Origin of the sequence: Gimesia sp., from assembly GCF_048260065.1 — a bacterium.
Lineage (GTDB): Bacteria > Planctomycetota > Planctomycetia > Planctomycetales > Planctomycetaceae > Gimesia.
Map to the genome: position 1 here is coordinate 292,668 of NZ_JBLXHC010000007.1, position 25,387 is coordinate 318,054.

The 25,387-nt window shown below is 51.5% G+C and carries 16 protein-coding genes; 6 read left to right on the forward strand and 10 right to left on the reverse strand.

Features of this window, described 5'->3' with window-relative positions; genetic code table 11:
* Window positions 1-326: 326 nt before the first annotated feature.
* Entirely contained in the window at window positions 327-1,310 is a 984-nt protein-coding gene (locus tag ACN0YN_RS15575; RefSeq protein WP_417385941.1) for a DUF4921 family protein, read from the reverse strand.
* A gap of 50 nt (window positions 1,311-1,360) precedes the next feature.
* The gene (gene glgA, locus ACN0YN_RS15580; protein ID WP_417385942.1) at window positions 1,361-2,872 is read right to left on the reverse strand and encodes a glycogen synthase GlgA; all 1,512 of its coding nucleotides are present in this window, start codon (window positions 2,870-2,872) and stop codon (window positions 1,361-1,363) included.
* Window positions 2,873-3,331: 459 nt separating this feature from the next.
* Between glgA and ACN0YN_RS15585 the strand changes: the two genes are divergently transcribed.
* The gene (locus tag ACN0YN_RS15585) at window positions 3,332-4,774 is read left to right on the forward strand and encodes a sensor histidine kinase (RefSeq protein WP_417385943.1); all 1,443 of its coding nucleotides are present in this window, start codon (window positions 3,332-3,334) and stop codon (window positions 4,772-4,774) included.
* Window positions 4,775-4,803: 29 nt separating this feature from the next.
* The gene (locus ACN0YN_RS15590; protein ID WP_417385944.1) at window positions 4,804-6,159 is read left to right on the forward strand and encodes a sigma-54-dependent transcriptional regulator; all 1,356 of its coding nucleotides are present in this window, start codon (window positions 4,804-4,806) and stop codon (window positions 6,157-6,159) included.
* 31 nt (window positions 6,160-6,190) lie between these two features.
* Here ACN0YN_RS15590 and ACN0YN_RS15595 read toward each other — a convergent pair whose 3' ends face one another.
* The 5 genes from ACN0YN_RS15595 to mutM all read right to left on the reverse strand — a co-directional run bounded on the left by ACN0YN_RS15595 (window position 6,191) and on the right by mutM (window position 13,597).
* On the reverse strand, window positions 6,191-8,563 hold the full coding sequence (locus tag ACN0YN_RS15595; protein ID WP_417385945.1) for a polysaccharide biosynthesis tyrosine autokinase: 2,373 nt from the start codon (window positions 8,561-8,563) through the stop codon (window positions 6,191-6,193).
* 76 nt (window positions 8,564-8,639) lie between these two features.
* The gene (locus ACN0YN_RS15600; RefSeq protein ID WP_417385946.1) at window positions 8,640-9,614 is read right to left on the reverse strand and encodes an SDR family oxidoreductase; all 975 of its coding nucleotides are present in this window, start codon (window positions 9,612-9,614) and stop codon (window positions 8,640-8,642) included.
* Between the two features lie 391 nt (window positions 9,615-10,005).
* On the reverse strand, window positions 10,006-10,836 hold the full coding sequence (rlmB, locus tag ACN0YN_RS15605; RefSeq protein WP_417385947.1) for a 23S rRNA (guanosine(2251)-2'-O)-methyltransferase RlmB: 831 nt from the start codon (window positions 10,834-10,836) through the stop codon (window positions 10,006-10,008).
* 14 nt (window positions 10,837-10,850) lie between these two features.
* On the reverse strand, window positions 10,851-12,578 hold the full coding sequence (locus tag ACN0YN_RS15610) for an ATP-binding protein (RefSeq protein ID WP_417385948.1): 1,728 nt from the start codon (window positions 12,576-12,578) through the stop codon (window positions 10,851-10,853).
* A gap of 170 nt (window positions 12,579-12,748) precedes the next feature.
* Entirely contained in the window at window positions 12,749-13,597 is an 849-nt protein-coding gene (gene mutM, locus ACN0YN_RS15615) for a DNA-formamidopyrimidine glycosylase (RefSeq protein WP_417385949.1), read from the reverse strand.
* A 265-nt stretch (window positions 13,598-13,862) separates the two neighbouring features.
* On the opposite strand from mutM, the gene ACN0YN_RS15620 reads away from it, so the two are divergent.
* On the forward strand, window positions 13,863-15,749 hold the full coding sequence (locus tag ACN0YN_RS15620; RefSeq protein WP_417385950.1) for a DUF1598 domain-containing protein: 1,887 nt from the start codon (window positions 13,863-13,865) through the stop codon (window positions 15,747-15,749).
* A 94-nt stretch (window positions 15,750-15,843) separates the two neighbouring features.
* Here the strand turns inward: ACN0YN_RS15620 and ACN0YN_RS15625 are convergent, their stop codons facing one another.
* Window positions 15,844-17,265: an arylsulfatase gene (locus ACN0YN_RS15625; RefSeq protein ID WP_417385951.1), complete on the reverse strand. Its 1,422-nt coding sequence runs from the start codon at window positions 17,263-17,265 to the stop codon at window positions 15,844-15,846.
* Between the two features lie 509 nt (window positions 17,266-17,774).
* The gene (gene glgC, locus ACN0YN_RS15630) at window positions 17,775-19,010 is read right to left on the reverse strand and encodes a glucose-1-phosphate adenylyltransferase (RefSeq protein WP_417385952.1); all 1,236 of its coding nucleotides are present in this window, start codon (window positions 19,008-19,010) and stop codon (window positions 17,775-17,777) included.
* A gap of 415 nt (window positions 19,011-19,425) precedes the next feature.
* On the opposite strand from glgC, the gene ACN0YN_RS15635 reads away from it, so the two are divergent.
* From ACN0YN_RS15635 to ACN0YN_RS15645, 3 genes are all read left to right on the forward strand, one after another.
* A complete protein-coding gene (locus ACN0YN_RS15635; RefSeq protein ID WP_417385953.1) occupies window positions 19,426-20,088 on the forward strand; it encodes a class I SAM-dependent methyltransferase in 663 nt (220 codons plus the stop codon).
* 53 nt (window positions 20,089-20,141) lie between these two features.
* Window positions 20,142-21,593: an APC family permease gene (locus ACN0YN_RS15640; protein WP_417385954.1), complete on the forward strand. Its 1,452-nt coding sequence runs from the start codon at window positions 20,142-20,144 to the stop codon at window positions 21,591-21,593.
* Between the two features lie 160 nt (window positions 21,594-21,753).
* Window positions 21,754-23,118 carry a hypothetical protein gene (locus tag ACN0YN_RS15645; RefSeq protein WP_417385955.1) on the forward strand — a complete coding sequence of 455 codons (1,365 nt, stop codon included), beginning with the start codon at window positions 21,754-21,756 and terminating at the stop codon, window positions 23,116-23,118.
* A 136-nt stretch (window positions 23,119-23,254) separates the two neighbouring features.
* Here the strand turns inward: ACN0YN_RS15645 and ACN0YN_RS15650 are convergent, their stop codons facing one another.
* Window positions 23,255-25,036 (reverse strand): SIR2 family protein, encoded by a 1,782-nt coding sequence (locus tag ACN0YN_RS15650; protein WP_417385956.1) that lies wholly within the window; start codon window positions 25,034-25,036, stop codon window positions 23,255-23,257.
* Window positions 25,037-25,387 lie beyond the last annotated feature (351 nt).

Here is a 25,387-nt window from a genome sequence, read left to right on the forward strand (position 1 = left end):
ACGTGGCGGGTCGCCTCGCTCCCTGCGTTAAGCGCTGCGCTGGCAGGACTTGAAACGATTCTGGCTTATCTTAAAGCCAATCTTTTTCTAATCATAGAGGACTTTTCAGGATAATAAAATCCAAGTCCCCTTAAAATCGACACGAACGATCTCGAAATACCGCTGGAGGAAGGTCAATTGTTAAAGCAGGTAAGATTTCACCAGTCTGGCTAACTGCAACAACTCCTAACGCGAAACTCGTCTCTCTATTTTGCCGAGTGATTTCCCTGTAACCCGATCGTAACCCGATCGGAAGCAGAGTGAGTTTGAAAGAGGGTACAATACGTTCAGGAACTCAACTGCTGTTTGAGCTGCTCGATGGCGTGTTCGGGATAAACCGGATTGATGAAGGCATTGGAGGCAAGTTCAAATCCCGCCAGATGGGCCAGGCGTGGATAGATCCGCAGACTCCAGGTGTAGCCGTCCGTTTCACTGGTATCATAGGGGGGCGTCTGAATCACATAATTGAGATCGTGACGTCCGAGCAATGATTCCAGGCTGCATAACAGACGGCGCGTGATACCGGCCAGATCGTCAAGTTCCTGATCGCTGGAATGGTCGAAGTGCGTTTGCAGGGAACGGGGGATGACCCAGGTTTCAAAAGGAAACCGACTGGCGAAGGGACAGATGATGTCAAAATATTCGGTGGACATGACGCGAGCGGAAAATCCGTCAGCGGAGTCTTGTGTAATCGTCTGAAAGAGAGAGCAGCCATACTCGCTTTGATACTCCCGGGCCTGTAGCACTTCCTGCTGGAGTGCCTGCGGGACGAGATGGCTGGCAAGGAGCTGTGAGTGTACGTGCCCCAGAGAAGCGCCTCCCAGTATTCCCTGATTTTTGAAGATGAGCGCATAATTGATGCGGGGGTCATCGCGATGGGCGGCAACCCGCTGTCGATACGCCTGAAACATATATTGAAACTGAATCGGGTCCAGCCGCGAAACGTGGGTCTCAAACTGGGGACATTCCACAATGACCTCATGCACGCCGTATTCTTCAGAATCGGAAACCGGCGTCAGCGCAGGATACTTATTCGCAACCACTCTCAGCTTCCAGCCGGGCTGGTTGGCTCTGGTGTCAGGCGATCGGATGGCAAACAGTTCCGGCGTCGTCTCAGATTCTTTTCCTTCCGCAAACGGATCGGAGTCGATCTGGTCCTGCGTGGAGACATACTGGTTGGCATTTTCAGATATTTTGATGGGCCGCCGGGCACGTTCCGGCGCAAAGATGGTCGTAAAGCCGGTAAGAGGGTCGGTTCTGATCTCTGACATCGATTCCCGTCATCAGTATGGAATAGAAGATTAGTTAGACTACCTGATTCTCAATGTGTGGCGGATACTGACTCACTGTTTTTATTTCGATAACTGATGGCCCGCTGATAAACGGACAGATAATTTTGAGCGCTCTGTTTCCAGGACCAGTCTTTTGTCATGCCGTTCTGAATCAGCTGATTCCAGAATGGCTTGTCGTAGTATGCATCGATGGCGCGTCGCATTTGCCGATAGAGGACGGTCGCGTCAAAGTGCCAGAATGAAAACCCGTTGGCAGTCCCGTTCTCCAGATTTTCAGCGTGCGCGTCAACGACGGAATCGGCCAGACCACCGACTTCGTGAACGATGGGGACCGTACCATACAGCAGGCTATACATCTGATTCAGGCCGCAAGGCTCAAACTGGCTGGGCATCAGAAAGATATCCAGACCGGCTTCGATCTGATGCGCGAGCCCTTCATCAAAGCCGATAAAAGTGGCGACCTTGTCCGGGAAGCGTTTCGCGAGTTCAGAGAAATCCTTTTCCAGTCGGGGATCGCCGGTTCCCAGAAAGATCATCTGCACGTCCGTGGCCAGCAGGTTTTCGGCGGCATCCAGAATCAGGGAGAAACCTTTCTGATCCGTCATGCGAGAGATGGCGCCCAGCAGAGGAGTATCCGGCTTCAGAGGCAGGCCCATGCGTTCCTGTAATGCGGCTTTACACTTTGCTTTGCCGTCGGCGAGAGTCTTAACGGAATAATGCGCGGCCAGATGCGGATCGGTCTCGGGGTTCCATTCACTGGTATCAACGCCATTCAGGATACCCACCAGTCGTTCGGCGTGGGATTCGAGCACGCCATTCAGACCATAGCCGAAACGTTCGGTGCGAATCTCTTTCGCGTAGGTGGGGCTGACGGTGGTGATCATATCCGAGAAGACAATCCCGGTTTTCAGCAGATTCAACTGCCCGAAGTATTCCATCTGATGCCGGTTGAAGTATTTCCAGTCGATGCCGGTCAGCAGCATGTCCCAATGCCAGTATTGCCCCTGGAAGGCCATATTGTGGATCGTATAAACGGCGGCTGTTTTCTCAAATCCGGGTCGATGCTGATATTCAATTTTCAACAGTGCTGGAATCAGCCCGGTCTGCCAGTCATTAGAGTGAATGATGTTCGGCTGCAGATTGAGTTGTGCCGTGAACTCCATCACCGCGCGACTGAAGAAGATGAACCGTTCGCAGTTGTCCTGATAATCCCGACCATTTTCATGATAGAGTTCCGGTCGATCAAAATAGCGTGGCTGCTCGATCAGGTAGACGTCTACCTTCGAATCGGGAAACGAAGCCTTCAGCAGACGGGCTTCCACCTGCTTGCTGCCGACATTGACCATCACTTTTTCGGAACAGGGTGTAAAATCGTCAGGGGAAATCCCGCGTTTCGCCGTTGACTGGGGATAAAAGGGCAAAAACAGGCTGACTTCATGTCCTTCTGCTGCCAGTGCTTTCGACAAGGCAGAGGCCACATCGGCCAGTCCACCTGTCTTGGCAAATGGAATCGCTTCGGAGCTCGCTACGACGATTTTCATAAATTCCCAATCTATTCGGATCTTAAATCCTGCTGAATGTCTACAATGTCTGGTAGCATTCTATACGTAATCAACGCTGAAAATAAATGGAACTGATCACGTGAGTTATGGCGATTCCCCGAATTCGCCCCACCTTTTCCGAAATCTCTCTGCCTGCGTAAATTCATAAATAAATTGTTTTTAAGAACCAGGCCCGGAGTGCCTGTGAGTTTGAGTTCGGTGTGGTTCTGGTTTTACCTCTTTGTACAGTAAAATTCGCCGACTTCTGGATCAAAATAGCGTATGTGTAATTGCAGATCAATTTCAGTTTCGTGATAGTATAGCTTCGTTTACGTGAAGCCAGTGTGTCGGATCACCAAACTTGAACCACACATTCTGCTTGCCGGATCTGATAAACCGTCTGTCAGAATCTTACTTTTCAGCGAATCAGCAGCACGATACAGAATTTCCAATTCGACCATGAATGACCCATTGAACGTGGAGAACCAGAGCGCAGCGGGTGACGCGTTACAGAATCGTCCAGAGGAGGCTCCTGCTTATTCTGCGACTCACCGCATCCACCACGACGCGTTTACCTGGGAACTGCCGGCGGAAGAAATTACGCTGCGGATTCGCTGGTTTGGACTGTGTGTCGGTTATGTGCTGGTGAATTTTGGTGGCAACAGTTCGGCGATTCAGGTTCCCCAGTTGAACTGGATTCTGACACTGGGTGCCATCTATGCGCTGGCGGATACCTACTTCAGCTTTCGCGGGCGTGTCTTTCTGGGTGAATACCCGCTGATCATTTCGGTCATGGAGGCCTTGTTCATCGGCCTGCTCTGTCACTACGACGCCGGCCTGAACAGTCCCTTCCGGTTTTACTACCTCCTCTCGCTGATTGTCTGTTCCATCAGGCACGCGCCGCAGATCGCGTATCTGACGCTGTGTCTGCATCTGATCAGTTATTCAACGCTGTTATTTTCCAACCGACCGTCCGACTGGGTCTCGCAGCTGTTACTGATGATTGTCTGGATGGGCTGGGTTGCGTGGGCGAGTATTGCCTTTTCCCAACTGGTGAAACGCACCAGCATGGAACTTTCGCTGGCCAACTCGCAGTTGAAACAGAACCAGGAACTGCTGGAAGATCGGATCGCCCGCCGAACACGCGACCTGCAGGAATCACAGGCGCTGCTGGTCCAGCAGGAAAAACATGCCGCCTTCGGACTGCTGGCAGCGGGTATTGCGCACGAAGTAGGAAACCCGCTGGCGGGAATCAGTTCGCTTGTACAACTGCTCAACCGCCATAACAATGATGAATACACCAACAAGCGACTGGATGAGGTCGACGCGCAACTGCGTCGGATTCAGCGGATTCTCCGTGAGCTGATCGACTTCAGTCGCCCGGCGACGACCGAGCGAAACCGCTGTCAGATCAATGATCTGATCACCGAATCATTGAACATTTCGAAGTATTACAAACGGAAAAAGGGAAAAAATATCATCACCCGCTTTGCGGAGGATCTGCCTGTGGTACAGGTAGTGCGCGATCAGCTCGTGCAGGTGTTTCTGAATCTGATCCTGAATGCCATGGATGCGACGGAAGAAGGGCAATCGATCGAGATTACCACCGAAGCCCGCGGAGGTCAGATTATTATTTCAGTGCATGACAGCGGAGAAGGAATCCGCGAAGAAGATAAAGACCGGCTGTTTCAACCCTATTTCACCACCAAAGCAAAAGGCACGGGGCTGGGACTGTTTGTCTGCAGAAATATTCTGGAAGACTCCAATTCCGGTACCATTGAAATTGATGATACGGTAAAAGACGGTGCCCGGTTCGTGGTCTCTCTCAATTGTGAGGAGTTACAGGGATCAGCAGATATTCCTCCCGGACCGGCAAAAGAAATTAAATTTGTAACGACCTAATTTGAATGAAGAACAGGACGAACTCCAACGTGCAACTCAATCGATCCGTGCTGATTGTCGAAGATGAAGAAGTCATTCGGACTTCGCTGGCAGAATTTCTTACCAGTGAAGGCTATGAAACCATGCAGGCTTCCACGGTAGCCAGAGCGCTGGAACTGGCCCGCGATCGGGATTTCAACGTCGCGATCTGTGATGTGCAGCTGCCCGACGGAGACGGAATTGAACTCCTGCGCCGCCTGCAGAATATCAAGCCAAGTATTTTCGTTTTGATCATCACAGCTTACGCGACTGTCGAAAATACGATCTCCGCCTTCAAAGCGGGCGCCTTCGACTACCTGGTCAAGCCGGTCATCTTTGACGATCTGTCGCACAAACTGAACCGCCTGTTCGAGTACCAGAAAATTTTCTACGAGAACCAGATCTTAAGACGGGAACTGGCCCGCAGCCCGGGAATCGAGGAAGTGGTCGGCAGCAGTAAGGCGCTGCAGAAACTGCAGAGCACGATTCGAAAAATTGCCGCGACGAATTCCAATGTGCTGCTGTCTGGTGAATCGGGGACGGGAAAAGAGCTGTTCGCCCGCTCGATTCACTCGAATGGTCCGAACCGCGAACAACGCTTTCTGGCGGTCAACTGCGGCATGCGTCCGATCGAGCTCCTCGAGTCGCAGCTGTTTGGATCGGCCAACAGTTCGCTGCAGTACCCTTCAGCCGAACAGATTGGCGTCTTTAAAAATGCGGACGGCGGAACCGTGTATCTGGATGAAATCTCACAACTCCCCCTGGGAACACAGGGTAAACTGCTGCGGGCGATTGAGTACGGCGAGATCCTTCCGCTGGGGAGTGCCGAGCCTGTCAAAGTTGATGTGCGACTGATCGCTTCAACCACCCAGGACCTGGCCGAGATGGTCAAGTCGGGGGAATTCGAAGAAGATCTGTTCTACCGCCTGGACGGCATGAAAATCCATATCCCCGCATTACGCGAACGCGTTGACGACATTCCGGAACTCGTGGAATATTTCATCGCGAAGCACTCCCGGAAAATGGGGAAACGAGTCACAGGAGCAACCAGCGAAACCATTCGCACACTGATGTCCGCGGAATGGAAAGGGAATGTCCGACAGCTGGATAACGCCATCGAACGCGCAGTGATGATGTGTGATGAAACGCTGATCTGCCTGAACGATCTGCCCCCGGAACTGCATCAGAACGAACCCCCGCTGCCGGACGTAGACGATCTGCGACTGGCGCTGCGGCATTACGAACGCATGCATATCACACGCGTATTGAAAGACAGCACGGATAAACGGGAAGCCGCCAAACGTTTGAAGCTCGGCCTGTCCAGCCTGTATCGTAAGATTGAAGAACTGGATATCGAGTTAGAATAATCCAGGTTCTTCTGCATAAACTCCACTCAGTTTAATGGGTGAGTTTCGTTTTCGCAGGAGCATCTGCCTGTTTGGCCTGCATCTCCGAGGGGATGATATAATAGTCGCTGTATCCAGGGCCTGAACCGTAGTCGTAGTCACCGAATTTCCCGGACTGAACGCCGTTCGCCAGGAGCCCGGTCACTTTGATTCCGTTGGTCTGAATAATCTGCTGCACCTTACGGATCACGCCACGTCGGTTCTTGTCGATGCGAACCACCAGCAATACGCCATCCACGATGGAGGCAATCACGGAAGGATCGCTGACGACGACCAGCGGTGGCGTATCAATCAGAATATAGTCGTATGCGTTACGTAACTGACTGACCAGTTCCGAAAACCCGCGCGACATCAGCATTTCGGACGGATTTTCCGGCAACATGCCCGCCGTCAGAATCGACAGATGATTGATGCGTGTTTCCCGAATCGCAGTCTGGGCATCGATTTCACCGCTCAGCACATCTCCCAGGCCAGCGGAATTGACGAGGCCAAACAGCTTATGAATGGTGGGCCGTCTGAGGTCGGCATCGATAATCAGCACTTTTCTGCCTGTCTGAGCAATTGCCAGTGCCAGGTTCGAAATCGAGGTGGTTTTTCCGTCACCCGGTTCGGCACTGGTCATCTGCAGTACTTTCGCACCGCTGCGATCTGTTTTTAATAACAGAGACGTACGCAGTGAGCGGAAGGCCTCGGCTTCCCTCGACGCAGGACGATAGTAATACCATAACGCGGGAGCAAATTCACTCTCATCCACGGACGCTTCAGTTTCCGAGAAGGAAGGAACTTCACCCAGAATCGGCAGATGCAGCTGATTCCGAATTTCGTCGACGGATTTCATCGTCGTGTCCCGCATTTCACGGAGGTACGAAAATGCCAGGATCAGTCCCAGTCCTGCTGCGGCCCCCGCCATCAGGAATTTCAACTGACGTTTCACAACCAGCTCATCTTTGACGGGAGCCAGTTGAGTCAATGTGTAACCACTGTTGCCTTGTGACACTTTTTCGACGAGTAACTGTTTAAAAATGTTATCCCGCTGTGATTTGAGTTGTGCGATTTCTTCATTGTACGATTGATCGACCACCTGGAAGTTGCCGACCTTTTTGGCCAGTTCCGTCTCCTGATCGAATAACTTCGTCAGTTCCAGTTCCCGGTTCTCCAGTTCTTTCAGCTGCTGCTCCATGGATTTGAGGTAGACGTTCACAAAATCCACGTCTTCTGTTTTGGCGACCTGAAATTCCCCTGATTCCAGATTGTCTGCAGAAATATCAAGCCCCTGGCGGCGATAGAGATTGATGATCGTTTCGATACTGCGATTGACGGCATCCAGATCGGGGTGATTTTTCTGGTAGTCTCGTTCCAGTCGATTCTTCTGAATCAAAAGGGGCATCAGATGTGTCTCTAATGCGGTACGGGCGCGTTCGATCTGACTGGTTGCCGGTGTGGCAATCTGTGTCTCGCCGGTATTACCGTTGGTGGTCTGCCCCCGGGTTTGCCCCATCAGAAACTGCTGCGCCAACAGTTCGAGTGTCTCGCGGGATTCACCGCTGGCAATCGCGGCTTTGAGTGAATCAATTTTTGATTTGAGTTCGGTCAGTTTCAGCAGGTTCTGGCGGCGTTCGTTATCGATGGCCTTGACCCGTTCCTGATGCACGTTGGTGCTGCCTGCGACAGCGGCTTCGGAACCGGGAGTGCTCTCCCAGTACAGAGGTGCATTTTCGCGGAATTTCTGGTATTCGGTTTTCTTCAATTCCAACTCAGTGGCAATCTGCTTCTCCGCCTGCTTCAACTGTTGAATGATGTCGTCCGTATTTTCTTCGCGGACTTCATGCAGATAACGCTTGTAGGCATCGACGACAGCCTGTGTCACTTCCTGTGCATCTCTGGCGTTGGGATTCTCATAAGTAATCGTCAGAATATTCAGGAACGCACGGTCGTTACCGGAAATGCGTTTCACTTTCAGGCCATCGATAATATCCTCGGTCGGATCCTCTTCACCGGAGAGTGAAGGGAGCTGATTCAGTTTGGCTTCTTTCACCGCCTCACCCACGATCCGCGGGCTCTTGATCACATCGATATGCGCCGTCAGTTCTCCAAAGGTCTGAACTTCCCCTTCTTTGATCGGCACCGGGTTTTTCTGCGAGACCTGAATTTTGGTACTGGCCGAAAAAACCGGGCCGAGCTTCATATACGCGGCCTGTCCCAGCAGCAAACCTGCTGCCAGTCCTGCGACCAGCAGATATTTATTGCGCAGCAGGAGCCTGACGATATCGACACCGGGGCCGGAAGAGCTGATTTCGGCATGCTCTTCCATTCCATCGATGGCAAAATCGGATTGCTGATCCAGAGGTTGAAAGTCTGTATTCACGACAGCGGGTCCTGATCTATTTACACTGCGAATGCAGTAATAACGATAATGTTTTTGAAAGCCTCAAGTGGGCCGATTAACAGCCACCCAGGCATTTTTTCGATTCGGATTGTGCTACTCCGGCGTACCAGTCAATCGTCCTCCGCAGGCCTTCTTCGATATCCACAACGGGTGCATATCCAAGATCGCGCTGTGCTGCAGAAATGTCTGCCCAGGAATGTTTGACATCGCCTGTCCGTTCAGGCTGGAAGTCCGGATCGTATGGCTTGTCTAACTGATCACAGATGAATTTCAGCAGATCAATCAGATTCAACGAACTGCCACAAGCCGCGTTATACACGTTTCCGGAAACTTTGTCCGCTGGTGCCTGTGAAGCCAGAATATTCGCCTGAACCACATTGTCTACGAATGTGAAATCGCGAGACTGCAGACCATCTCCGAAGATTTTCGGGCGACGTCCTTCCAGCAACGCGGAAGTAAACAGAGGAATGACAGCCGAATAAGGACTGTTGGGATCCTGACGGGGACCAAAGACGTTAAAGTACCGAATGCGAACTGTTTCCAGATCGTATGAATTGGCGAAGGCCTGACAGTACAATTCGCCAGCCAGCTTGGCAGCGGCGTAAGGTGAAAGGACTTCCGGTGTCTGCCCTTCATGTTTAGGCATCTGTTTCTGATTGCCGTAGGCACTGCTGGAGCCGGCATAAACGACGCGCTGCACGCCTGAGCGGCGGGCGGCATCCAGGACGTGAATGGTTCCGGTCACGCAGGCTTCGTGTGTATCGAGCGGATGTTCCACGCTGCGGGGAACAGACGCCAATGCAGCCTGATGGAAAACAATCTCGACTCCGGCGACAGCCTGTTCGACGGCTGCCAGATCCCGCAGATCTCCCTGCACGAACTCGACATCATCTTTAATGTGTTCCAGATTATGCAGCGCGCCTGTGCTTAAGTTATCGAAGACGCGAACGCGATGACCGTCTTTAATCAGACGTGTCGCCAGATGAGAGCCAATAAATCCTGCGCCGCCGGTCACTAAATAATTTGTCACGATGAATTTTCCTGCATTAATTTTGTTCGGTGGGACTCACGCTTTACCTGTAGACGCCCGCGTCTTTCAGACGGAGTTCCCGTAACCTGTACCTTCAATGTAGCATTCGTTTCGCCGGTAATCCGAAATGAATTTCCGTGATTACTAATTGCAACGTTCGAATCCGGTTCGATTCCTGCATACCAATGCATTATAAGCAGATAAAACTCATACAACCAAAATAATCTGCACGACGCGGGGAGTTGAGAGGGGAACAGGGACAGACTTGTTCAGCTTCTCAAAGCATAAAACTGCTATAATCGCTACCGGAAACGGCGTCTGTAACGAATGTAGACATTTTGCAGATTCTGCCTGTTATTGCAGGCAAATCGTAAGAGACTGTTTCACAAACTTATTTTGCACCAGGCCCGAAGGGAGAAAAACGGGCGATCATGATGCCTGCTGCGACAGAAGCATTGAGCGAATCGACAATCCCGGTGGGAGTCAGGCGAGTGACCACATCACACTGTTCCAGTGTCAGGCGACGGAGCCCTTTCTCCTCATTACCAATCACGACCATCCAGGGACGGTCCTGGGAATACGTGGAGACATCCTCTTCAGCATGCTCGGAAGTTCCCATGATCCAGACCCCGCTTTCCTTGGCCTGGGTAATCGAGCGGCTCAGATTGGTTTCGACGGCAAACGGCACCGCTTCCATCCCCCCGGAGGCGACATCGTAAACGGTCGCATTGATGGGAGCAGAACGATCTTTCGTCAACACAATTCCCCGGACGCCAAAGAAAGCAGCCGTTCGAAAGATGGCACCGATGTTATGGGGATCCTGAATACAGTCCAGCGCCAGCCAGAGACCACCTGTTTCGGTCTCGGGAAACAGATCATTGAGTGTCGAAGGGTTACGGGGTTTGACCAGCGCAACCGAACCCGCGGTACGGCGTCCCTGATCTTCGGACTGCCGCCGCTTCATTTTCTGGGGCGCTGATTTCTTGATGACAACGGGAATCCGCTGGCTGCGTGCTTCATCGGCGACATCTCCCCAGTTTCCCTGCGAGGAACCTGCCGTCAGACGAATCTCTGTGACATCGATCGGACGGGACTTCAGAGCCGCCATTACACTGTGTGGATTTTTCAGCTCCAGAGCCACGAGAGCAGGTTCCTGAATCAAGGTGGGAGTATCGAAGACCCGACAACCCGGTGTGCCGGCCAGAATGCAAAGGGTAGGCACTCACCGCTTCAGATTCAAGGAGTGCGCGTCTCCGAATGTTCGTTCTCGCCGAGTTTTTCCCGGGAATAATTCTGCAGATCAGAGGTTTTGATACGATTCATGCCGACAGAGGTATCGTCCAGATCCGAGAGTCCCCCCTCCTCTGACACGTTCATACGGACAGGCAATCGTGCCGTAAACTTACTGCCTCGACCGAACTCACTTTCCAGAAAGACTTCGCCGTCGAGCAGTTTTGACAGTTCGCGAATGATCGACAATCCCAGTCCGGTCCCTTCGTAGGAACGACTCATCGTGTCCCGCGACCCGGAAGAAGATCTTCCCTGGCGGAATTTTTCGAAGATATGTTCCTGCTCATCCAGGGGGATACCGATGCCCGTATCCTCTACAATGAGGTCCATTTGTTTCGGGTCCTTTTCACAGAGTTTAGCAGCGACATGGACCCTGCCCCCTTCCGGCGTAAACTTGATCGCATTGGAAAGCAGGTTGTTGAGGATCTGTTGAATTTTGATGGAGTCCTGAAACAGAATCGGAATCTTCGGATCGATTTCAGAAGTCAGTTCAATGTTCTTTTTATCTGCCAGTGGCAGCATGTTGCCCACGCGGCGTTCAATCAGATCGGCCACGGAAATTTCAGAAAGCTGCAGTTCCATTTTGCCGCTCTCGATTTTCGCCAGGTCGAGCACGTCATTGATTTGAGCCAGCAGGTTTTTGCCGGACATCTGAATATTGCTGACGTAACGTTTCTGTTTCTCGCTGAGATCTTTGGAGCTTGCGAGCAGATCACTGAAACCGAGAATACTGTTCAGAGGCGTGCGGAGTTCGTGGCTCATCGTCGCGAGAAACTCGTCTTTGAGTTTATTCATCTCATAGAGCCGAAGGTTGACCTGCGCCAGCTCGTCCACTTTGGTATCGAGGTCGGTGTTGACGGTCCGCAGTTCTTCCTGCACGGTGACCAGGTGACGGAGCATGCGGTTGAACGCGTAGCTCAGTTCTTCAAATTCATCACCCGTACGGATGTCGGCCCGCAGATCCAGATTGCCGTGCGCGATTTCATCACTCACATCTTTCAGGTGCAGCACGGGTTTCACAATCACGTAGCGCACAATCGCGTAAGCGGCCAGCATCGCCAGGACAGCCGTGACGAGCGCGGATGCCAGGTTGATGGCGTTGTTCCAGTTCTGAGCCTGTTCGACTTTCTGCGAGGGGAAGCGAATATTGACAATCCCGATGAGTCCGCCCAGTTCCAGATCGGGGTCATCGCGGAGACGATGACAGGAGACACAGGATTCCGTGGCATGAATGGCACCGTAATATTGAAACTTGCCTTCCGCTTCATCACGGTAGAAGATTTCTTTTTCCCCCTGCTTGATGCGTTCCAGCGCTTCATAGCCGGCACTGTCGATGGGGCGTTCTTTGGAATCCGCATTGGAAGGATTCGCTTTAAAGACCGCCCAGCTGTAGTCGCCGAGATCCTGAGGTTTGACCGACTGGGCAATTTTTTCGATCAGCATGCGGTACTGATCGTTCGACTCGGACCATTTCCAGTGCTTTTCCAGAATGATCGGCGCGACCAGCAGACGGGCCGAGGTAATGTTCTGATCGTTCAGCACCTGATTGTTCAACCAGGTATTCAAAGAAAAACTGGCCGTAATTAATACGAGCAATCCGCCACCAAACAGGTAACGGCACTTCCGTTCGAGGTTGGTTTCCCCCAGCAGTTTTTTGAAAGCTCGATACGACATGAATTACCAGCGGGTATGAGATCCGAACCAGATGCTGCGAAGTCGCTTTAACATCGCTCAGGTGATCTTATTCCAAAATTGTCTGTCGAGAAAAGTATGATTCGCCAATTCTCGCCTCAATTCGATGAAATTAATCAGATTTCACTTTCAATAAGACAGGACGATTCCATTCACGACTGCATGATCTGACAGCAGGGGCAGAAAAATGTGGAGCGCTGTGCCTGGACGATCCTGACAATCTGTGCTCCCTTGCAGGAGGGGCAGTTTTTTTCTTCCTGGCCATACACGCGATGCTGATTCTGATAGCCGCCCGACTGATTCAGCGCATTCCGATAAGTCCCGTCGCCGAGGGTGGAACCTTCATAGCGAATGGCGGTTTTTAGAATCTGCTGCATGGCTTTGTGCAGTGATTTCATTTCTGCCGCCGACAACTGATCGGCCGTCCGTTCGGGATGAATCCGACTCTGGTGGAGCATTTCACTGGCATAGAGATTACCGATCCCCGCCACCATTTTCTGGTCCAGCAAGGCGACTTTGATCGCACGACTGGTCTTCGCCAGCCGCTGTTGCAGTTCATTGACCGTAATCTCCAGCGCATCGGGACCCAGTTTCTGCGGTCCGAGCACCAGATCCTGTTCCTTTCGACTGAGCAGTTGAACCGTCCCCAGTCCACGACGATCCCAGAACCAGAGTGAGCGACTGGACCGTCCTTTCTGCAGGATCCACTCCAGCCGCAGGTGACCGATGTCCGGGGGATCGGAAAGTAACATCAGTCCAGTCATCCGGGGTTCAATCACGAACGAATAATCATTCTCCAGATCCAGAATCACCCGTTTTGCCCGTCGTCTGACCTGGACTACAGTTTGGTTTAAAGCTTTTGATCGAATGGTTTTAAGCCCCGGCTTCATGGAAATGGGCTTGCACGGGCAGGGACAGGTGCGAAAGTCTTTAATCTTGCGGCCTTCCACGGCGTCGCGAATGCCGCGGACCATGGTCTCCACTTCAGGCAGTTCTGGCACGAAAATACTTTCTGTATCGATCGCAGGAATTTTACGGTGTTACTGAATTTGAACGAAGTGTTTCTATTCTACTACTTGTAACTGTTCTTTGGATGCCAGAGCCGGGCTGAAATAGGAAGACCAAGAAATTAAAGATTATCCTTGACGTCAGGGCAAAGTTGGACGATCCTATTACATAAAGCCCTTAATTTTCCCATCTTGCAGAACGCACATATCCGAACTGCAAGCTTGTCCGTTAATATGTTGTGTCAATTGGAGAGCGTCCATGCGCCCTAATCACCCTCGCGTCGGCTCCAGTGTTGTTTCCGTTCTGGCAACCGTGGTCTGTTTAGCTGTTGTTCTGGGAGTCACCTTTTACCTGGTGAAGCCTCAGTCGGAAGTGACTGTCGAAAAAGCACCCGAACAGGTTCAGACACCGGTCGAAACACCAATCGTTCTGGAAGTACAGGAAACCGTCGCGGTTGCTCCTGCAGTAGAAACGAAACCGGTTCAAGAGACGCCACGCGTTTCACCTGAAGAACAGGTTGCCGCTCATCTGTCAGCAGGGGAATTCGGTCAGGCGATTGAAGTCGCTGAAACAGTCGGAAACCTGCAGGATCGCACACTCCTGCTCAAAATGGTTGTCAAAGCCCAGATGGACTCTGGCGACTTTATGGCTGCATTGGGAACCATCAACCGTATCCCGCTCGCTGACGAACGCACGAAAGCTATGGGCGAACGAGCCCAGGCAATGTCACTGGCGGGTGGATCTCAGCTGGCTGACTTTACCGAACTGATCGACCTGATTCAGACACAGACTTCAGGCGGCTGGATCGACGACGGATCTGGTGAAGGTTCCATGCGACAGTTCTCCGCAGGGGTCCGCGTTGATCCGAACGGCATGCTGCATCACATCAGCAAGCAGGAACTCAAAGGCGAACTGGAAGCTCTGGGAGTGAAAGCCCGCAAAGCCAGCCTGAATAAGAATGTTTCACAGAACAGCCAGCTGCGTCTGATCTCTCTGACTCGTCTGGAAAAAGAAGTTCAGCAGTTGATTGAAGAAGGTCGTTCACCCGTTGAAACCATGAAAATGCTGGCGGGTTTGACCAAAGTCGAATATGTATTTGTCTATCCCGAAGATCAGGAAATCGTGATCGCCGGTCCGGCAGAAGCCTGGATCTACAATGAGCAGGGTCTGCCTGTTGGTGTCGAAAGCGGACGTCCTGTCCTGCAGCTGGACGACCTGGTAACCATTCTGCGAACGTTCTCCGATCAGGGAGAAAACATCTTTGGTTGCTCATTCGATCCACGTGCAGAAGGTCTGGCACGCGTCAATGAATTTGTCACTCAGTCCAATGCCCGTGGCCCGCTGAGTGCCGGTGCCGGAGTTCGTAATTACACTCGACAGCTGAAAGAAAAACTGGGAGTGCAGGACATCACTCTCTACGGTGTGCCCGATACTTCACGCGTTGCCCGTGTCCTGATTGAAGCAGACTACCGGATGAAACTGATCGGTATCGGAAAAATGGATGCCGGTAAAAACATCCCCAGCTACTTCGATCTGCTGGCTCAAGAGAGCAATGCAAGCGGTTTGAACCTCGAAGCACTCCGCTGGTGGCTGACCATGAAATACGATTCCGTTCTGCATAACCCGCAACGAACTGCCTACCAGGTAGTCGGATCTTCTGTCCTCTGCCAGTCGGAAAACCAGATCGTCACCAAAGAGGGTGAACGGTTACGAACGGGGAAAGCTGAGAAGCTGAACCGCGAGTTCGCTGCCAACTTTACTAAACACTATCAGGAACTGGCTCAACAGGATCTGGTTTACGCCGACCTGCAGAACATTTTTGACCTGGCTCTGGTGGCTGCCCTGATGCGAAACGAACAGCTGGCAAATCGTGCCGGCTGGGAAATGAATGCTTTTGCATCCAACGGTGCCTATCGACCGGCTGAATTCGAAGCAGCCCACACAGTCGACACGGTCGTCAATCACCGCGTCTACAACGGCAAAGATGTTGTCGTACAGGTTGCCGGCGGTGTGCGGGTTGATACGAACTCCGTTGTGAAAAATCAGCAGAACCTGAAAGTCTCTCCCGAAGTCGGAGCCGTTTCCGCTCAGTCCAAAGCTCCTGCATTACCCGCAGGTCGCTGGTGGTGGGATCTGGCCAACTGATCTTCAGCAGACAATTCAAATTGAATAAAAAAACCGCAGCCTGATTATCGGGCTGCGGTTTTTCTTTTTTAACGTCTGATCGATTCACATAGAATTACTTCACGTACCCTTTGATGCCAACCGGCTTCAGAGTCTGAGGGAAGTCACGTGGCTCGGAATGAGCCTGCTGCATGATCTGCTCCAGATCTTTGACTTTTAGCGGATACTGTTTCGCGAGATTTGTGGTCTCGCCAACATCTTTGCCCAGATCGTAAAGTTCCAGCGGCTGATTCATACGGTTCTGTACCGCTTTCCAGTTGCCCTGACGGATCGCCCGCGAGCGAACCTGGTCTTTGGTGTATTCCCAGTAGAGGTACTCATGCTTTGGCTGATCCCCTTTCCCCAGAAGAGTGGGCAGAAATGAGATGCCGTCAATATCGACACCAGACGGAACGTTCGTCCCGGCAACCTGCGCCAGCGTAGGTAATACATCCCAGAATGCAATCTGCAGGTCTGTCGTTTTTCCCGCAGCGATTTTGCCAGGCCAGTTCGCGATGAAGGGCACACGTAAACCGCCTTCATACATCGAACCTTTATGCCCCTTGAGCGGTGCGTTGCCGTTGAAGTAATCGGTCATCTCTTTCCAGGCGCCACCCTGCCCGCCGTTATCGGAGGTGAAAATGATCAGCGTGTTATCACGTATCCCCAGGTCTTCGAGCAGGGTGACGATTTCTCCGACATGATCGTCCAGGCGGGAGACCATGCCGGCAAATGTCACCAGTCCGTCTTCCGAACCAATATAACCGGGACGGGGATCGGGAATCTGTTTCTGGGGAAACTGACCGCGATACGGTTTTTCCGACTCTTCCGGGACCACCAGTTCCACGTGAGGAATAATGTAAGGCAGATAGGCGAAGAAGGGCTGCGATTTATTTTTCTGGATGAAGGCTTTCGCATCTTCATGAATCAGATCGTGAATGTAGCGGCCCCGCTGGTTGCTTTCGTTTTCCGGCAGCATGAGTTTCTGCTCGTTTTTCCAGATCCAGAAGGGATAATAAAAGTGAGCGTGTACCTGCAGCAGTTGGCCGGTGAATTCATCAAAGCCTTGTTTTCCAGGTCGACCGGGTGTACCTTCGTAACCGAGTCCCCATTTTCCGAACACGCCAGTCGCGTAGCCGGCAGCATTTAACACTTCGGCAACGGTGGTGTCTTCTTCGTACAGCAACTGGTTCAGGTCATTGGCACGTACGGCCGTGTGTCCGGTATGTTGACCTGTCATCAATACGCTGCGCGAAGGCTGACAGACCATCGAGCCGGCATAGGCCTGTGTGAATTTCATCCCCTCGGCAGCCAGCTTGTCGATATGCGGCGTTTTGATTTTTGTCTGACCATAACAACCGAGTTCCGCGTAGCCTAAATCATCGGCCATGATGAAAATGATATTCGGTTTTGCTTTCTCTGCTGCATCCAGACGGGCGGGAGCAGGCAGACTCAGACTGCAAATGACAGTCAAAAGTAATACGAGTTGTCGAAACATGATGCCAGATCCTTTCGAAGTTTTTGATTCCCTGTTTTTTTGAAATATTTACACGCGGAATTTGAATTCAGATTGCTTTTTAAAAAATCGTTTGAGATTGGTATTGACCGATTCAAAATGACTTTCTATTCTCCCCGCACCATTGGCGTTCACGCTGATCTGAAAACATCAAACAGACCATTCCTGATAACATCACATCTCACAATGACCGTTATCAATCCCAATTTCAACTATTAAGAATACACTAGTGTCCGCTGAGCGATTTCATTCACTCAGTGGAAAGATCGAATGCCAAAGGCACGGATGCTGTGGCATCGATCTTTTTTGAAACGTTTAACGAGTGCGTCCTTTGAGGCGTCTCTGCAGGCGTGAAAAATAATGGCGAACAATCGCCTCCCGGAAGTAGTACAAGTCCTTCCCCCCCCTGGGCTACTGCTTCCGGGAATTTTTATGCGCAGTGCCTGACACCGGCGCGACCGGCATCAGGCCTGATAGGACTGATTCAGGATTCAAACTTCGCTGGGAAAGCCATCCATCTTGCCGATGACAACGATGCCGGATTCCGAAACGGCAAAACCGCGGCTTTTATCGGCAGCCAGGTCGTAGCCAATTTCGCAGCCTTTGGGGATTGAAACCCCTTTGTCGATGATCGCATTGCGAATCTTCGCATGCCGACCGACATTCACGCCGGAAAACAGAATCGAATTATCGACTTCCGCCCAGCTGTTGACGCGCACGTTGGAAGAAATGATCGACTGGCTCACGCGCCCGCCGGAAATAATCGAGCCCGGACAAACCATACTGTCCACGGCCTGCCCCACGCGGGGTTTATTCCCTTCGCTCTGGGCGAAAACGAACTTCGGTGGCGGATCGGGGGGCTGATAAGAGCGAATCGGCCAGGTCGAATCGTACAGGTTTAGCTGTGGATGCACTGACACCAGATCCATGTTCGCTTCATAATAGGCGTCGATCGTGCCGACATCGCGCCAGTAGTAACCATCGCCTGTATTTTTATCCTGGAACGGATACGCGCGGATCAGATGATCGTCGATGATAGATGGAATGATGTTTTTACCGAAGTCATGCGAACTGTCGAGCTGGGTCGCGTCGTAACACAATCGCTCAAACAGGAAGTTCGTGTTGAAGACATAGATGCCCATCGAAGCCAGACTTTTTTCCGGATGACTGGGCATGGGAGCGGGATTGGCCGGTTTTTCTTCGAACTTGACAACCCGCATGTCATCATCAACGCCCATCACGCCGAACTGAGTCGCTTCGTCCCGATCGACGGGGATACAGCCGATGGTCACTTCCGCGCCAGATTCCTTATGGTCGCGAATCAGTTTGGAGTAATCCATCTTATAAATATGATCGCCGGACAGGATCAGAATGTGTTCCGAGCGGGCCCGTTCGATCGTGTAGATATTCTGGTAGACGGCGTCCGCGGTTCCCTGGTACCACTGTTCGTCAATACGCTGCTGCGGAGGGAGGACATCGATGAATTCATTCAGTTCACGGCAGAGGAATCGCCAGCCCAGGTTGATATGCCGGTCGAGGCTCGCCGCTTTGTACTGGGTCAGAATCAGAATCCGCCGCATCCCGCTGTTGATACAGTTCGAAAGTGTAAAATCGATGATGCGGTAACCGCCTCCAAAGGGTACAGCGGGTTTTGCTCGATCCCTGGTAAGCGGTTCCAGACGTGATCCCTTACCACCGGCCAGAACCAAGGCCAACACGTTTCGCATAATTGTTCCTTCCTCAACATGGAACAAGGTCCTGGCGGATTCATTCCCTGATCCATCAATGTATTCGAATAGAGGTTTTTGAAGCGCTTAATATGAACAATTCGAACAAACCACATTCACAGACAGCCCGTGAAGGTTTGATTTCCTGCGATATGAGTTGTGCGAACGCTCTCTCTATGTTGTAGCATCCTCCGGCGATGAAAGGAATTCTAAAAAACAACGTTTTGCGTAAGATCTTTTTTCTCAGTCTTCTTAACTCCGTCCGTCTGGTATTTATCCGTGGAACTGGTTTCAGGGACCTGTTCAAATTAATGAAGTTCCGATTGTTTTCCGGCTTGCGACTTCTCTCGTCTGATCGTTCATTTTATAATTTGCGACAAGAGTCTCTCACCTTCCAGCCTGGAGCATACAACGTATGAGTACTACCGACGAAAAACTGACGAAATCGTTTTATGACCGGATCAGCCATTCTTATGACATGATCGCGGATTCCAATGAACATGTGGCCCGGGAAAAAGGGCTGGCGGCACTGGCAATTCAGGAAGGGGAAGCGGTTCTGGAAGTCGGATACGGGACCGGACATTCGCTGGTGGCACTGGCGACAGCCGTCGGATCGACAGGAAAAGTGACCGGCGTGGATATTTCGGACGGCATGAAAACCGTCTCGGAAAAACGAGTCTCGGAAGCAGGTCTGGCCGACCGGGTAGAGCTGACCGTTGCCAATACGCCTCCGCTCCCTTTTGCCGACGACAGCTTTGACGTCGTTTCCATGAGCTTTACCCTCGAGCTGTTTCCGCTGGAAACCATTCCCACCATGCTGGCTGAAATCAAACGGGTGCTCAAACCGGGAGGCCGTCTGGGCGTGGTCTGTATGGCGTTGCCGAAAGAGGGGGAAAAGGACAGCTTCCTGGAAAAAACCTATAAATGGATGCACCAGCATTTCCCGCACATCGTCGATTGCCAGCCGATCAATGCGACCAGTTTTCTGGAAGAAGCCGGCTTCACCCTGACGGTCGATGACACCATGGAAATCTGGACAATGCCCGTTGCCATCGTGGTCGGTACAACTCCAGCCTGATCCGTTGACATTCTCCGCAATCAATTCCGGCTGGACAGGGGACTGCATTCCATATGCCCTCAGAGCAACGGCAATCTGAATCGGTTTCCACTCCGGGCTCCAGCTTTCAAAAACAGTTGAGCCTGTGGGACACCGTCAACATCATCATCGGAATTGTGATCGGGGTCTCGATCTTCAAAGTGCCCAGCCTGGTCTTTGGATCTGCCGGTTCGATTGAAGCCGGTTTTGCGATCTGGGGACTGGGCGGACTGCTGATGCTCGCCGGAGCGCTCTGTTATGCCGAGCTGGCCGCCTCCATTCCCGAGACCGGAGGCGACTATGTCTTCCTCTCCCGCACCTACGGGAATGGCAGTGGATTTCTCTTTGGCTGGGCCCAGTTCATCGCCATCAATCCGGGTAATATCGGCATCATGTCCTATGTCTTTGCCGATTACGCGATCTCGTTTCTCAACGCCTGCGGATACGAAATTCCTGCAGGCTGGTCGGTCATTCTGGCGTCAACGTCCGTCTGTATTCTCATCTGTCTGAACCTGTTGGGGCTGATGGTCGGCAAGTGGGCACAGAACATCCTGACGCTGGCCAAAGTCATCGGACTGGCGGCGATTGTCGTCAGCGGTTTCTACCTGGGACTGCAGGGAGCAGGCGATACGATTCTGGAACCTGCAGCACAAGCCACAAATGCGAAACCGCATTTTGGTCTGGCAATGGTGTTCGTCCTCTACGCGTTTGGCGGCTGGAACGATGCCGCCTTCGTCGCGGCGGAAGTGAAAGAACCCGGTAAAAACATTCCCCTGGCGCTGATCGCCGGAACGGCAGGCATTCTGGTGATTTATCTGCTGATCAACTTTGCCTACCTGTGGGGGCTCGGCTATTCCGGGTTGCTGAACGCTTCGACGCCGGCTGCAGAACTGCTGGGGAATGCCTGGGGGAATCATGGCACCCGGCTCATCAGTCTGATTATCATGATTTCCTCACTGGGCGCCATCAACGGATTGATTCTGACCGGCTCCCGTGTGAATGTCCGGCTGGGGATGGACCACCGGTTCTTCGCCGCTCTGGCACACTGGAACCGACGTGTGAACGCACCGATCTTCTCACTGCTCTCACAGGGTGTGATCTCCATCGGCATGATTGTCCTGGTGGGAACGAAAGCGGGCCGCCGCCTGATCGATGCCCCCTTCACCGTATTCCGATCCGATTTCATCAACTGGGAACAATACCAGGATGGCTTTGACACCCTGCTCGTCGCGACGGCTCCACTGTTCTGGACCTTCTTTCTACTGACCGGATTGAGTCTGATCCTTCTGCGTTTTAAAGCACCAGAGCTGGAACGACCGTTCCGCGTCCCCCTGTATCCCGTCACGCCGATTCTGTTCTGTCTGACCTGTCTCTACATGCTCTACGCCAGCCTGGAATATGCCCGCGGCCTGGCGTTACTGGGCTTGATCCCGGTGCTGATCGGCGTCCCCCTGTACTGGATGAGCCGCCGCAAACCTTCCGCTTGACTGCGGTGCTCGAATCATCCTTCCCCCTTTGTTACGCATCGGTACGCTGGCATGCCATCGTCGGTTTTCGTACCATTAATACGTTGCACAGAAATACGCTGCACAGATTCAAAGCCCGCCCCGGTCGGAAATACGTTTCATTCTTTACTGGATCAACATCATGAAATCACGCGCCGCTTCGATTTGCCTCGTCTCCCTGTTCCTGCTGCAGACGACTCTCTCCCCTGTCTCTGCGGAAGAAACGAAAACCATTGCTCCCCTGCAGCTGCCGCTGGTCGAAGCTTCTGATCATCCCCCGTATTACAGCACCACCTACGAACAGCCAACCGATCCCAAAGAGGGGCAGTTGCAGATTGGTGTGACCTATACGCTGTGGATTCCGGAAGGGCTCAAAGAAGTACGTGGCATCATCGTGCATCAGCATGGCTGCGGTTCCGGTTCGTGTACGGGCAGCGTGACAGCCGCCCATGATCTGCACTGGCAGGAACTGGCCCGCAAGAACGGCTGTGCCCTGCTGGGCCCCAGTTTCCATCAGGCACAGGAACAGAACTGCCGCCTGTGGTGTGATCCGCGGAACGGTTCGAACAAAGTGTTTGTCGAGTCGCTGCAGAAGCTGGCGGAAAAATCGGGGCATCCCGAAGTCGCTACCGCTCCCTGGTGTCTGTGGGGGCATTCGGGAGGCGGGTTCTGGTCGAGCCTGATGCAGATGCAGTACCCGGAACGGATCGTGGCGATCTGGTTTCAGTCGGGAACCGCCTATGGTTACTGGACCAATGGCGAAATCACGGCGCCCGAGATCCCCGCTGCGGCGATGCAGATCCCCATGGTGGCGAACCCGGGTCTGAAAGAAAAAGAAAACAAACGCTTCAGCCGCGCCTGGACGGGCAGCCTGGCGATGTTCAAAGACTACCGCGCCAAAGGGGCACCGATCTGTTTTGCCCCCGATCCCCGCACAGGTCACGAAACAGGCGACTCACGCTACCTGGCGATCCCCTTCTTCAACGCCTGCCTGCAACAGCGTCTGCCGGACAAAGTGGGTGCGCCCTTGAAAGCCGTCGAGATCAGCAAAGGCTGGCTGTCGCCGCTGCTCAGTGAAACCATGCCGGTCCCTTACGACCAGTTTGACGGAAACAAGGCGGAAGCCAACTGGCTGCCCGACAAAGCGGTCGCAATCGCCTGGCTGGACTTCGTCAAGACCGGCGCAGTCAGCGACAAAACACCGCCCCCTGCCCCCACCGATGTCAAAGTTGATGCTGCGACGGGCACGATCACCTGGAAAGCGGGAACCGACTTCGAGAGCGGCATCCAGGCCTTCCTGATCGAACGTGACGGCAAACAGATCGGTCAACTCCCCGAAAAACCGACCAACCGTTTCGGCCGCCCGCTGTTCCAGAACATGAGCTACGGCGATACCCCCGTGCTGCCACTGCAGAAGTTCGAATTCGTCGACAAATCCGCGAAACCGGGGAAGATGTATCAGTACAAAGTGATCGCGGTGAATACGGCGGGCGTGAAATCGGAGTAGTTTTTTTACTACCACGAAAAACACGAAAACACACGAAAAAGTTTTCTAGTGGATCGCGCCAAATGCAATTCAAGCTTTGAAGGCCCATCTGTGAAGGTCGATTAGACTATACTTAGATCTACTTCTGCTTTTCGTTTTAATAATATCGAGGACCTATTAGCATAATTTCTTTTTTAAATATTTCTACAGCGGAACTAAATACTTCTTTATCACCTCCAAATAGTCCAACTTTGAAGAATGGTTGAAGAAGCTCATCTGTGATATGGAGGGACTCCAGATAGTCACCTTCTCTAAATTCCTGCATCATATAGTATTTTTGAATAAACTTTCCTTTCGGAAACGTTAGGTACATTGACTCACGATTATACTGGCTATTACACGCCAAATCGAGGTAGGTAAAAGAATAGATTATTTCAAAGAAATCAAAGTAACGTTCATAATCCTGATCATCTGGAATAATTGGATTTAATATGCTTCTGCACTCGTTATAAAACCACTCACTTACTGGAAAATGGCTTTTCCTGTGCTCGGGAATACATCTGAAACAATCTTGAAAGTCATTCCAAGTAACATTCAGGATTAGCTTTCTGGGCTGTCGACCAGAACGAGAACTTTCAGGTCTTATTAGAATGGCAAGCAGCATTTCCATGTTGCCTCTAGCAACTGCCGCAATCCCCATCGTATAGAATAGAATAATTGAGGGAATTACTCGAAGCATTGGATTGATAGGTCTTCCATCTGCATGGCTTTCATTCAATCCAGGCTCTCTATTGAGCCGTTGAATCACACTCGAAAACACCTCCTGATGTTGTGCTCTTCCCCAATAAGCCCCATACATACAAATAGTTCTCAGTAACTCAAGACTATTGGCTAGTTCGAGTATAGCTTTCTGAAATTTTTCGTCCGGGCTCCCTGGCTCTAATAGAGAATTTAAAATCGGTTGAATTGCAGAATAAGCCTTTTCTTTTTCTTCGTGAACCAGATCGTGTAGGCGAATTATATGTTTGTCATCGCTCAACAAACGTTTGACTGTTGCTGCTGCAGAAGCAACTGAGAGTGGGTGCGGCTTTTGAAACTCTTCCAAGGAAATAACTTTTTCAGCGAGTTCATTAAAAAAAGAATCTGCATCCTTGATTTGAATATATTCGCCAGCTCTTGAATGGAGTAACTTCTGAGCTTTCTCTGATGGTTTTCCTCGACTCGCCCAATAGCTGGTAAATCGACGATTTCGACTACGCTCAAAAGCCTTGTAAAGTGCAGGGTCCCATTGAGCTGACCAACCACAAAAAACAAATCCAAATTCATCAACGATTCGATCAAGTAGTTCATCAACACTTACATCATATTCAGAGAGTTCACCAATAGTATTTTTAATGCGTGTATCCTTATAATCACCATGAAGCTTGATGATCACACACTCCTGATGGATCAGTGGCAATGAACCCATAATCGCATCTGGCGTACTCAAAACTGTAGGAGTTATTCCAACCTCTTCAATTGCCAGTTCTGTTAATCGATCAAAATTTGTCGTGACGATGACACGAACAAATCCTCCTTCTACCAGATTTGCAATAGCTCGATGAGCAGAAGTTGGCTGCTTTAATCCTTGCTCGCGTTCTTCTTCATTCGGCTCAAAATACGCTGACAAAAGCTTCTGCCGTTCCTCCGGACTCTTGGCAAGTTCATCCAATAATTCAGAGTAGTCCGGTTCTTTTTGATATGTCTCTTGATACCACTTTGCAGGATCAGAGCTGCAATCGACTCCCTGCATATGAGCAATTTTCTCCACCAAGTCACATACTACTTCCCAACCCGTTGGAATTTGTGCTGCCCGGGAAACTCCTGATCCTAGCAACAGAGCATACACTCCTTTATTAGTCTGCATTGAAAAAGCTAGTGATAGAAGTGGGTCAATCATTTTTAATTTGATCCTCAATGAATTAAGAAGATTCTGACATGTGAAAATCAGAGAATCACTTTTCTTGAATTCAATTGTACAGCCACAAAACACGCTGTCTACTTAAACTTCATTTAGGACTTAACGATCACTCTCACTCCTAATTAACTACTTCTGATTGTTCATCTTCAGGCTCTCAAATCACATCTGGTAGAATTCCTGCAGGGCGGAAACTTAAATTCCCGCCCTGCTTTTAAATGTATCGAGTGTGTTGTTGTGGTGTTGTATCAGCACTGTCGGGCCAGCCGACAGTTGCACGCAAGGTGACAGATCCATTCGTGTTGCCCCTATGATAGTAGAGGTTTCCGGGTG